Source organism: Acinetobacter sp. KAM396, from assembly GCF_021602765.1.
Taxonomy (GTDB): Bacteria; Pseudomonadota; Gammaproteobacteria; order Pseudomonadales; family Moraxellaceae; genus Acinetobacter; species Acinetobacter towneri_A.
Genome location: NZ_BPPH01000031.1, coordinates 1 through 11658, shown reverse-complemented (window position 1 = coordinate 11658; position 11658 = coordinate 1). Strand labels below are relative to the sequence as shown.

Here is an 11658-nt window from a genome sequence, read left to right as displayed (position 1 = left end):
AATCCTTAAAATAAAACGTAAAAGTGTTTTGAATTCAGGATTAAGCTTTGGGTGGACGTAAAATTTGCTGCCAATGCCCAAGTAAATGTTGAGCGTGATAAGCAGGCAATAGAATATTGACAGATGAGAGTGCTATAGGTTGAATCAATTCAGGAACTTGCACATGCAACACACTGTTTAAGCTTTGACAATGCAACTGCGCACAGTCTTGACAATTCATGCCAGCAGTAGAAAAATCAGCCGAGCCATAACAATCTGCCGCATTTAAATCGGTATCCGTTGCGGATGTGTGCTGACTGAGATGATGGTTGGCCTTGGCATCATGCCCAGATATATGCTGCTTGGTTTCAGGATACGTTTGTAAAGCTGTGGTATGACAATCTGGTAAAGATGTCATTTCACTCGCTGCGGTTGCAGAATGCCGATTTTCAGACCCTACTGCATGATTTGACATCATCCAATCATGTGCAGGTTTGACCGCAGCACTGACAATACCACTCCACCCCATGACAAATGTCATTAGGACAACAAACCACATTTGTTTGTAGGGTTGAGTCAGCACTAAATGAATTCCTGAGTATGAAAGATGTAGACCTGAACTTGCACAAGAATTGAACATTTTTGCCAAGTGCAATCCACAATCTACTCAATATAATTCAAGCTCCACTTATACACAATGTCTTCTACAATTAAAAACAGAATGAATCCGTGCGATTTGAAAGCCAACTAAAACAATCAAGTTATATATTAAGCAACTTATTTTTATAATTAACTGAGTAAATACTCAATAAATTCAGTGTATTTAAAATAAACAAAAAGGATTCGATTGAATCCTTTTTATACTTATTTCGTATAATTCATAAACCACTGATGTACCAATGTTTATAAATTAATCTGTTTATCCATAGTGTTATCAACATAGATATCCATACGGTTATCTACAAAGTTATCCACAGTTTAAGACCTTGTGATTGTAGAAACTTATACTTTGACTGCGCCAACTTTTGCCAATTCAGCACGCATTTCATCAATCACCGTTTTATAGTTTGGCTTGCCAAAAATTGCTGAACCTGCAACAAACATATCTGCACCCGCTTCTGCAATTTCACGAATATTGGCAGGTCCTACACCGCCATCAACTTCTAAACGAATATCACGACCTGAAGCATCAATGATTTGACGTGCCTGACGTAATTTCTCTAAAGTCATCGGAATGAATTTCTGCCCACCAAACCCTGGGTTCACACTCATGAGTAAAATCTGATCGACTTTATCAAGTACATAATCTAAATAATGTAGCGGTGTAGCAGGGTTAAATACCAAACCCGCTTTTGCACCGCCCGATTTAATCAGTTGTAATGAACGGTCAATATGCTCAGAAGCTTCAGGATGGAAAGTGATAATATCTGCACCCGCTTCAAGAAAATCACCAATCATTCGGTCTACAGGTTTTACCATTAAGTGCACATCAATTGGTGCCGTAATACCATAGTTTTTCAATGCCTTACACACACCTGCACCGAAAGTTAAATTCGGTACATAGTGATTATCCATCACATCAAAATGCACCACATCGGCACCTGCCTGAAGTACATTTTCCACTTCTTCGCCTAGACGAGCAAAATCTGCAGATAAAATAGACGGCGCAATTAAATAAGGCTTGGACATGGGAGAACCTAGCTGAAAATTGGATTGAGGCGCATTATAGCAAAGACTGGTTGGTGTGGTGGATTCTGTTACGATTGGATCATTCAGTTCGATGATTCAGTTAGATTACAATTTGATAATTCTATATGCGCAACGCTCTGTTGCAGCATTCCACTGTTCTTTCAGTTTGGCTTTGTTAAGCTAAAGGTCTTTACCCATTTAAACACAATGTTAGTTTCAACAGATGATGAACAGTTCTGCCCATATTCAAACAACACAAGCAAGTCGCATTGCCAAGCGTCTACTCAACCACTGGAAACATAAATTTGACGTTGTAGACAATGCAACCCTATACCAAATTATGATGCCAACTGCCACAATTCTGCTTATGCCTCAAACAGATGAGCTTGTGGTTAAAATTCAGGTAAAAGATGCTGCAACAGATTTAAGTTACCTCGAACAAGTCGTGCTTGATCATTTAAGTCGTATGGCACAAACAGAATTGAGCGCGGTTTGGCAACACCACTAACTGTTTCATGTTAAGGCGCTAAACGCTGTGTCTGTTCAAAATCCTTAACCGCTTGAATACGTTTTTGTGTTGAAGGATGGCTTTGCAAAAAATCCAAAGGGTTGTTGGCGGTGTCTTCACCTGCATCTTCTGCCAAACGTTCCAGAAAATGAGCGAAATGAATGGCTGGAATGCCCTGAGCGTGCATCGTATTTAAAGCATAATGATCTGCTTCAGATTCAAAATTACGTGAATAATTTGCCCCGACGAGCGCCACAGGCAAGGTCGAAACTAAATCTGTACCATCACCTGTAATCGCGAGCAAAATAATACTAAACCCTAAACTCGATAAGGCTTGTTGCAAACTGTGTCTTTCTGCCAAATGCCCTTGTTCATGTGCCAAAACACCAATGATTTCCTGATCATTCTGCGCCAATTCCACCAATTCATCGGTCAAAATAATGGTGTTATTCGGAATTGCCAAAGCATTCGCTCCTAAGCGATCACCTTGTCGAAACAGCACTTTGGCAGGTGTATCTCCTGCAATGAGCTTGCGATAATCTGCCAAAATTTTCTGCTGACGTACTGCGGACAATTGACTTGGCGCTGTCATATCTAAAATATAACGCTCTGCCTCATCACCAATTTGATTTAAGGTGTTCGCAGGCAATTGAAAGGCAACATATTTGGATGCACTTGGGATGCCCCACTGCACTGTGACAAATACCATCAACGACACAAAAACCAGACTAAATACGATCAGACTTGGCGTGCGTTCCAATTTCCAGATGGAATGCTGCACCTGTTTATTTCGCAGTTGAAACCACTCAGGCAAGGCTTGAGAAAACTCAATACGTGCATCGTCTTTAAGTTCAATGACAGGCTGAATTTTACCCAGTGCGCCCACCAACATCATGTCTTGATAATGATAGCGCCGTTGTTGTTGTAAGTTCTCACCATAACAAATGAGTACCGACTGAGCATCAATAGGCGAGATTTTGGCTGGCCATGGTTTAGATACCACGCCATCATAAAACACCACATCCACGACCTGTGCCGCCATATCTCTCTCCCACCTTACAGCGAAACATCAATATCAAAAATATCACTGATTTCTTCTGCAAGTGCGCTATGTTCAGCTTGCAGTTTATTGATCATCAAATCTGGATCATTTTTTAAATGTAGACTTAAAGACTCAACCTGATAGCGATATAAACGAATGGCTGCCCATGGAGTCATTAACCCCAAACTCAGAACTTTCACAATCCAATTGGTCAGCACAATCCAAGTATAGTGCCACTGCCCACAATCGGTCTGAAATTCACTACCACTGATACTGGTATTGTTCCATGTAGTGATAAAAATTCGCGCCGACATCAGCGGCCAAATTAAAAACAACCCCAGCAGATAAACCGCTAAAAACAACCACACCAACTGTGCAGGATTTCGACTTAACTGTCCTGCGAAAGCCAATATCATCCCCACAGCAAGCAAAATACCAAAGAATAAGAAAATAGGTATATACATCGCGCGCATAAAAGCAGGCCAGTCAGCTTTTAATTTAAATTTAAGCTGTCCTGCATATAAATGGTCGAGGCAGTAACGCTTATACATCCACACCAATACAGGAAAAAATAAGCCCAATGTAAACAGATTAATCACGATACATTTTAAAAATACCCAGTAGGCTTCTTTGTTACTGCCTGAAAAATAAAAACGCGCATTACCAAATTTACTATTTCGCGCCTTGAAACGGATGGTCGCTCGAATCAACCACGGCACAGCTAAATATAAAGCCACCACGCCAATGAGCATGGCTTTGACTGAATAATTGGAAATCACCGAGATCGCAACATAAATTCCAATGGCAATTAAACGCCCTAATAAAATTTTATGTGGGATACCCGTGAAATCAAAACGGCGTTTGATTAATTCGGTATTGCCATAAAAATAGCGCAAACGACGTACTTTTGCCCACGGTGCATATAGCCCGAAGGTTACAATCATCAACAAAATATTGACAATCCAAATGCCAAAATACTCTGAGGCGCTACCATGAAACTGAAAATGATGAATCCGTCCAAGTAATGGATTCAGCGCAGGCGGCGTTGTAGGCTCCGCTGGAAAAAACGGGGAAGATGACGGTGTTTGTTGTGGTAAATCCCATTCTGAATTGTGCATGTGATGCCTTAGTTATTTTATTGTGCAGTCGTTCTTTTACCCAGAAACTCAAACCCAAATGAGCAATCTTTCTAATTGGTAAAAAAGCAAGCGTTCACCATTCTATTAAACAGAAACAACGTGCCTAGAAAAGTTTAAAAATCAATGTGTAAAATTGAGTGCATGGCTTAGTCTGCTTGTAGTTGCACCACATGAAATTGCAAATGCTGATCTATAAAGCTTTGAATGAAATAATAGCCATGATCATAGCCCGCCTGTTCACGCAAACTCAATTTTTGTCCGACCGTATCACAAGCTTGCTGAAATAATGCAGGATTGAGCTGACTGTAGAATTGGTCTTTCAATCCCTGATCAATCAAAATTTCACTGAACAATGCACCTTTGGCCTGCACCAAAGCAGTCGCATCGTGCTGTAACCATACTTGCTGATCTGTACCTAAATAATTCGAAAATGCTTTTTCACCCCACGGGCATTGGCTTGGTGCACAAATCGGAGCGAAAGCAGACACGGACTTAAATTTTTCACGATATTTAAACGCAAGGGTCAATGCACCATGACCGCCCATACTGTGCCCCATGATGCCAACGTGCTGTGCCTGAATTGGGAACTGTTGCAGTACCAATTGATAAAGCTCATCTGCGATAAAAGTTTCCATTTGGTAATGTGTCGCCCACGGTGCTTGTGTCGCATTGATATAGAAACCTGCACCGTGTCCAATATCCCAATGGTCGCCTTTAGCAACAGCCTCACCACGTGGTGAAGTATCTGGACTAATCAAGATTAGTCCCAATTGTGCTGCCATGTGCTGCGCATGTGCTTTAATCGCAAAAGTTTCTTCGTTACACGTTAAACCCGCCAAATAAAATACCGCAGGACATGCCTGCCCCGCCAAAGCTTGTTCTGGTAAAAAAATGCCAAACTGAGTTTCAGTCTGTAAAGCATTTGAATGAAAACGATAAATCCGTTGCTCACCCTCAAAACAGCGGTTGCTCTGAATTAACTCCATCACCCTCTCCTCTTTGGCTTATTGAACAGGCTGCGCACTCAATTGAATTTCTGCCGATGTTGCAACACTTTTTTGTGGAAACAAACGCTGCTCTAATTGTGGCAACATCAATTCCATATTTTTACCAATTGCCCATTGCGGCTCTGAAGGTTCAAAACCTTGCGCTTGCTCCCACTTGGCCACAGTCACTTTGGCTTCATTAAAGGCATTGGCAAAAGAGTTTTGTTCACGCATAGCCTGATCAAAAAAGGCACGGCCAAAATAGGTGTAGTCTGCTTCATTTGAACAGCCAAACGACTCACGATCTGCTGCCGATGCAGTAATCACCAAGGTATTATCATCTTGCAAAGCAGATACGAAGCTACCAGAATAACAAGCTGAAATGACAATCACGCGCCAGCGAATACCCGATTTATCCAAAGTATCACGCAGCCATTTCGGATCGACCTGATTTAAGTCGAGTGGCGCATTTTCAATTTCAAAATGATCTTTTAAACCGTGTGAGGTCATATATAAAAACAGTACATCACTTTCACGGTTCATGCGTTGCCCAATACGGCGCAGCGCCAATTCAATACTGGTTTGCGAAGCAATTGGAATTACATTACGGGTCATTGGGTTATTAATGAGTACCATCGAACGCCCAAAAGTGCCAAAACGGGTATCAAACTGTTCACGAATGCGCTCAATTTCAGACATAAATACGTCTTGATAGCTCGCCCCTGCAACGCCTAAAAAGTACCAATGCGATTGGGCAAATTCCCCATATTGAATACTATCTAAAGCTTTATTCAGTACACGGCTTTGTGCATAAAAAGCTTCTTCGCTTAAACTTGGTGGAACTTCTTCTACTTTCCAAATGGGCTGACTTTTCACTGACATTTGCCAAACCACCAAAGTGAATAAGGTCGCCAAAACAATCAGTGCACGTTCCCACCACGGCCAATGTAGCTCACGTGAAAATACCCACACCACGGCCAAGCTTTGCCAAACAAACAGCACCATAAAAATGGTAGGCAAATAGTCATACAACACATACGGTAAGACATCCATCATGCCCATGTATTGAATCAAGCTTTGTAATAAAGCAACGTGAGTATCTAATACTAACCACAACAAAGCAGGGACTAACAATAAACGCGGGTTATTGACACGCTGAGAAAGAATAATTCCGACAATTAAGGCAATAAAAGGCCACAAAGCATAACTAACCAACCCCTGTGGGTTAAATTCCCCCACTTCTCCCGCCACCAACCAACTGAATAAGGTATTGGCAAGACCGCCTAAAATCCCCCAAAAAATCAGTTGTAAGATAGAAGGACGAATAATTTGCAAAGAGCGTCGCGAACCCAAAAATAACCAAACGCCCGCGGCTTGGTTGCTTTTAAAATCGTGCCAAAAATTAATGGAGGGTTTGAAGTCAATCATAGGATTCTGTTAATCGCAGCTCGCGTTTCCACACTCCAAGTTTATGCTTGTCGTCGTAATTATCAATTGTCAATTTTAACTATATAACAAATCTTTGCGCATTATAGAAGCATTGAACGGCTTGCCACTGCTTTAGTGGTAGAAATCTACCCGTTGTTCAAATGTGCTTGGAAATAAGCATCAAATCGGCAAGCATCACCCTGCCATTGATGTGTGGTTTCCTGTCCCGCCAAAAATACTGCTAAACGTGGGCGCTTCACCACAACACGTTTGGCAATTTGCTGTGCCAAACCCAGTAAATGATCACCTAAATCCATTTCCCCATCTTCAGGTAACAGCAAATGTAATAACTGCATTTGTTTTTTGACTTGAGCCTGCTTTTTCTGCGCCTGTTGATGTTGATCTCGCTGCGGAAACATCGGATCTAAATACACCACATCAACCACTTTACTCTGCGCTATACAGTCACGTAAATAATCTGCTGAATCTGTAAAAACCAATTGGATACGAGCAACAACACTTGCTAAAAAAGGATCATCTGCGGCTTGACGTTTAGCATCTTCCAACAAAGTAAAAAGAATCGGATGACGTTCCAACAATGTGACCTGAGCACCCAAATGTGCCATGAGCAAGCTATCGTGTCCTAATCCTGCCGTAGCATCAATCAGGCTTGGTTTTTCCGACAAATTACAGGCGCGAGCAATCATTTCCGATTTTAAAGAGGCACGCTTTAACCGCCCAGTTTCAGCTTTCCAATCGGGTTGCATTTTCATGCCATGGGCACATAACCACAGCCCTTCAGCATCGACACACAATGCCAATTCAGGGTTCAAACGCAAAAAACGCGCATTGAGTTTTTCTACTGTTTCAATGCGCGTTTGCACGCCTCTAGATAAAAGCACAGCAGAATAATGCTGTGCTTGAGTGAGACACTCGGCTTCAGTGTATAAGCGAAGTTCGCTTACCATAGTTTCCAGCCTGTGAATGCGAACAATAAAATGATTAAACCTGAAGCAATACGATACCAAGCAAAAATCATAAAATCACGTTTCGCAACATAAGCCACCAATGCACGGATCAGCAAAAGTGCGGAAACAAATGAAACAATAATCCCGAAGCTGAGTACGGTCCAATCTTCGGTGGTTTGGAATATATCATAGCTTTGATACAAGTCGAGTAAGCCTGCACCAATAATGACTGGAATCCCCAAAAAAAAGGAAAACTCAGTTGCCGCTTTACGCGATACACCCAAGAACATCGCGCCAATAATAGTTGCACCTGAACGCGAAGTCCCCGGAATCAGCGACAATACCTGAATTAGACCAATCCAAATCGCATCTCGATAAGTTAGTTCTTCAACCTCATGAGCACGTACTTGTGGTGGATGTTTTTCAATCCACATAATGATAAAGCCGCCAATAATCAAACCAATCGCCACGGCAACATCATTAAATAATAATTCTTTTACAGTTTGTCCAAAGGTCAATCCAATCAGAATAATTGGAATAGATGCCATGATCAGACCAAAGCCCAAGCGACGACCTTTTTCTTCGCCTGTAAACATACCTGTGGCTGCGCCCCATAGACGTGTCCAGTATTCATAAATGACCGCTGCAATTGCCCCCATTTGAATGGCAATCACAAATACATCACTTTTTTCTTTGGTCCAAAAGTCCATCAGCTCTGCAGCTAGAATCAAATGTCCTGTGCTAGAAATGGGTAGAAATTCGGTAATCCCTTCTACAATACCCATAATTGCTGCTTTGAGCAGCAGTAAAAGATCCATAAATAACCCTAATTATGCCTTGCCTTGTTCTGGAATTTTTTTCCAAGCATTGTCACGTAAATAGACAGGCAATGCTTGTTCTGCGCTGACCCATTGCTGTTGCTGTGCACAGACGCGTGCAATAGTAGCAATATCTTGTGCGCTTGCACTTAAGCCTTTGTATTGTATTTGTTCTTGATCAATCAGACCCGCCCCAGAACCGACCAATTGAAAGCGTACCACCTGTGCAGCATCGCTATAATTCAATAATTGTTCCTGATCAACCGCCTGCATAATCCCTTGTGCATCTAGCTCATAACTGGCGATATACACTTCATTCATGCGTGCATCCAACACAGCTGTAACCGCAGTTAATCCTTTAAGACGATAAGCCGCTTGCGCCAATGCCTGCAAAGTCGATACAGGAATTACAGGCAAATCATGCGACCACGCCAAAGCTTGCGTCACTGCCGCATTAATTCGCACACCGCTAAAAGAACCCGGGCCACGGCTAAAGGCAATTGCAGTTAGCTCGGCCGTACTGATTTGAGTTTCAGCAAAGCCTTGCTCAATCATCGGTAAGATGGTTTGCGTTTGTGCTTTTGCTCGCGCATCTAATTGAAAAAAGAGTTCCTGTTTTTCATCTACAATCGAAACGGAACACTGCTCATTGGCAGTTTCCAATGCCAGCAATTTCATGCACAACCTTCAAGAATTAAATATCAAAAATTGGCGTTATGATACTCCACTCCTGAAATTCAAGCGAGGATTTACACGTACCAGATTGCAATTCCTGCGTATAAAACTCTCAGTCATTACAGCGAAAATATGCGTTTGATTGTACGATGCAAATTCAATTTTAAAGTGTGCAAGGCTCTAGGTTTACAAAATGTTGAAAATGTTCAGCATAGTGTAGCGCACTCATTTTTAAACGTGCTTCTGCAGACTCATCCAAAGTCTTAACCACTTTTCCAGGAGAGCCCATCACCACAGAATTATCAGGAATCACTTTCCCTTCAGGAATTAAAGCATTGGCGCCAATAATACAGTTTTTACCAATCACGGCATGATTCAGAACCACCGCATTAATACCAATCAGACTGTTATCTCCCACAGTACAACCATGTAACATCGCCTGATGGCCAATAGTCACATAATCACCAATCTGCATTTCAATCCCTGCATCGGTGTGCAACACAGCATTTTCCTGAACATTGCTAAAATTACCCAATTTGATTTTGCTGTTATCGGCACGCACCACAGCCCCAAACCAAATGCTGACTTTCTGCCCCAACTCAACCTGACCAATGACTGTGGCATTATCCGCTACCCAACCATCCCACGGTTGCTGCATTGCTTTAGGCGCATATCCTTTAAATTTATACAACATGGTTCTTTCCTATCCTCACATCAAAATTTTTCTATTTCTTAAATGTTGGTGAATTTAACAAAAACGGCCATTCTTTACGATAATCCAAACCATATTCAAATAAAGACACTAACATCCGCGCTGTTAAACCCCAAACCACTTCATCTTCAACCTGCATACTAGGAAAATATAATTTTTGTTGTGCAAAGCTCACTTCATACGGCGTTGGTGGCGCTTCAATCAAATGCTGTAAAGAGGCAAAAAAGATGCGATCAATTTCTGAAGGTTGTGGAATTAGTTCTACTTTTGGGGGAATCAGCCCCACCACAGGTTTGACTAACATTCCATTACGGGCTTTTTGCATGGGCAAATCGCCAATCAACTGCACTTCAAATGGATTTAATGCAGTTTCTTCCTGAGCTTCGCGCAATGCCACCACAATATTACTGGTATCTTGCGGATCGCGTTTGCCGCCCGGAAAAGACACCTCACCCGCATGATTATTGAGTAGGGTAGAACGGCGGGTTAGCAATACCTTAGGATCAGACTCGTCGGTAATGGCAATCAATACCGCTGCATGCGCTTCCATGAACGTTTTAGAAAAGCGCAAACGTTGCTGTAATAGATGCGTGAGCGAATGATCAATCATGCCTTATTATTCTCCTTGTCTAAGTTTTCATCATAGCTGAAATAGACAGGCAATAGATAGAGAGGATGCCAAAGTTGAAATTTTAAGTTATTCTGAGAGTTCCCTTTAACAATGACGATCACTATGAACTTTTGTGGAAATTGTGGGCAAAAAACAATAACGAAAATTCCGCTTGGCGATCAGCAATTACGTCAAGTGTGTAGCGCATGTGGCAGCATTCACTACGTCAATCCAAAAGTCATTTGTGGGGCATTGGTCATTTGGGAAAATAAAGTATTATTGTGTCGTCGTGCAATTGAACCGCGCTATGGTTTGTGGACTTTACCTGCAGGCTATATGGAAATGTTTGAAACCATGGAGCAAGGTTCTGCCCGTGAAACCCGCGAAGAAGCCGAAGCTGAAATTGAAATCGAACAACTTTATTGCATGTATAACATTCCTCGGATTGGGCAAATTTATGTGCTGTTCAAAGCTCAATTGTTGAATGGTCAATTTGGTGCGGGTGAAGAAACCATCGAATCACGTTTGTTTAGTGAAGATGAAATTCCGTGGTCTGAATTGGCTTTCCCAAGTGTAGAACGTACTTTACAGCACTACTTTGCAGACCGAAAAAAAAATCTCTTCACGATTCATTTAGAAACCTTAGGTTCACGTACCGATCACACGGGTTAACCCCCACATGATGTTCATTTGAATCAACCTGAAATCCTAATAAAAATAGCCCACTCTCGCAGTGGGCTATTTTTTATCTCGATGTCACCTAAAATGAAGGTTAAATACGCACTTTATTTGGGTTATAACACTCAGCAACATCTAGACTTACCGCTCCACCCTGGGCTTTCACCAAAGCTTTATCTGCATCAGTTGCTAAAGTTGGGTTCTGAGCCACGTAGGTTGCAAGTTGTGCATGATAAATATTGCTCCACTTCACTGTTGCGCCATTAAAATCTGACAAAGTAATACGTGTGGAGTTGGCTGCAACTAAATTGCCTAGGCTCTAGACTAGCAGATTTGCACTTAGTTTTACCTAATGAGGTCCCACAACTCTGTTGCTAGCTCATTAGGCTCCCTCATCCAACGCCATTCTGTTTCTTTAAGATGATA

At 41.8% G+C, this 11658-nt stretch carries 14 protein-coding genes and 1 pseudogene; 2 read left to right on the top strand and 13 right to left on the bottom strand.

Features of this window, described 5'->3' with window-relative positions:
- Positions 1 to 40: 40 nt before the first annotated feature.
- Positions 41 to 562, bottom strand: coding sequence for a hypothetical protein (locus L6C30_RS12100; RefSeq protein WP_236163162.1), 522 nt, complete (start codon positions 560 to 562; stop codon positions 41 to 43).
- Between the two features lie 419 nt (positions 563 to 981).
- Entirely contained in the window at positions 982 to 1668 is a 687-nt protein-coding gene (rpe, locus tag L6C30_RS12095) for a ribulose-phosphate 3-epimerase (protein WP_230245272.1), read from the bottom strand.
- 226 nt (positions 1669 to 1894) lie between these two features.
- Here rpe and L6C30_RS12090 point away from each other — a divergent pair, with 226 nt between their 5' ends.
- On the top strand, positions 1895 to 2176 hold the full coding sequence (locus tag L6C30_RS12090) for a DUF2218 domain-containing protein (protein ID WP_236163169.1): 282 nt from the start codon (positions 1895 to 1897) through the stop codon (positions 2174 to 2176).
- A 10-nt stretch (positions 2177 to 2186) separates the two neighbouring features.
- Here L6C30_RS12090 and L6C30_RS12085 read toward each other — a convergent pair whose 3' ends face one another.
- From L6C30_RS12085 to L6C30_RS12045, 9 genes are all read right to left on the bottom strand, one after another.
- The gene (locus L6C30_RS12085) at positions 2187 to 3218 is read right to left on the bottom strand and encodes a M48 family metallopeptidase (protein ID WP_230245275.1); all 1032 of its coding nucleotides are present in this window, start codon (positions 3216 to 3218) and stop codon (positions 2187 to 2189) included.
- A gap of 14 nt (positions 3219 to 3232) precedes the next feature.
- Entirely contained in the window at positions 3233 to 4336 is a 1104-nt protein-coding gene (locus tag L6C30_RS12080) for a YjgN family protein (RefSeq protein WP_230245276.1), read from the bottom strand.
- Positions 4337 to 4503: 167 nt separating this feature from the next.
- Positions 4504 to 5343 (bottom strand): S-formylglutathione hydrolase, encoded by an 840-nt coding sequence (fghA, locus tag L6C30_RS12075; RefSeq protein ID WP_230245278.1) that lies wholly within the window; start codon positions 5341 to 5343, stop codon positions 4504 to 4506.
- A gap of 18 nt (positions 5344 to 5361) precedes the next feature.
- Entirely contained in the window at positions 5362 to 6771 is a 1410-nt protein-coding gene (locus tag L6C30_RS12070; protein WP_230245280.1) for a C13 family peptidase, read from the bottom strand.
- A gap of 146 nt (positions 6772 to 6917) precedes the next feature.
- Positions 6918 to 7739, bottom strand: coding sequence for a class I SAM-dependent methyltransferase (locus tag L6C30_RS12065; RefSeq protein ID WP_070154324.1), 822 nt, complete (start codon positions 7737 to 7739; stop codon positions 6918 to 6920).
- Complete coding sequence (locus L6C30_RS12060) at positions 7733 to 8557, bottom strand: undecaprenyl-diphosphate phosphatase (RefSeq protein ID WP_236163163.1); 825 nt, start codon at positions 8555 to 8557, stop codon at positions 7733 to 7735. Before L6C30_RS12060 ends, L6C30_RS12065 begins: the two co-directional genes overlap by 7 nt.
- A gap of 12 nt (positions 8558 to 8569) precedes the next feature.
- A complete protein-coding gene (gene tsaB, locus L6C30_RS12055; RefSeq protein ID WP_236163164.1) occupies positions 8570 to 9235 on the bottom strand; it encodes a tRNA (adenosine(37)-N6)-threonylcarbamoyltransferase complex dimerization subunit type 1 TsaB in 666 nt (221 codons plus the stop codon).
- A 160-nt stretch (positions 9236 to 9395) separates the two neighbouring features.
- Positions 9396 to 9926, bottom strand: a complete 531-nt coding sequence (locus L6C30_RS12050) for a gamma carbonic anhydrase family protein (protein WP_236163165.1) — start codon at positions 9924 to 9926, stop codon at positions 9396 to 9398.
- A gap of 31 nt (positions 9927 to 9957) precedes the next feature.
- Positions 9958 to 10554 carry a CoA pyrophosphatase gene (locus tag L6C30_RS12045; protein ID WP_236163166.1) on the bottom strand — a complete coding sequence of 199 codons (597 nt, stop codon included), beginning with the start codon at positions 10552 to 10554 and terminating at the stop codon, positions 9958 to 9960.
- Between the two features lie 123 nt (positions 10555 to 10677).
- Here L6C30_RS12045 and L6C30_RS12040 point away from each other — a divergent pair, with 123 nt between their 5' ends.
- Positions 10678 to 11226 (top strand): NUDIX hydrolase, encoded by a 549-nt coding sequence (locus tag L6C30_RS12040; protein WP_236163167.1) that lies wholly within the window; start codon positions 10678 to 10680, stop codon positions 11224 to 11226.
- Between the two features lie 100 nt (positions 11227 to 11326).
- On the opposite strand, the gene L6C30_RS12035 is transcribed toward L6C30_RS12040, so the two are convergent.
- Both L6C30_RS12035 and L6C30_RS12030 read right to left on the bottom strand, forming a co-directional pair.
- The gene (locus L6C30_RS12035; protein WP_236163168.1) at positions 11327 to 11485 is read right to left on the bottom strand and encodes a hypothetical protein; all 159 of its coding nucleotides are present in this window, start codon (positions 11483 to 11485) and stop codon (positions 11327 to 11329) included.
- 92 nt (positions 11486 to 11577) lie between these two features.
- Positions 11578 to 11658, bottom strand: a pseudogene (locus L6C30_RS12030) (IS1595 family transposase); the annotation flags it as partial.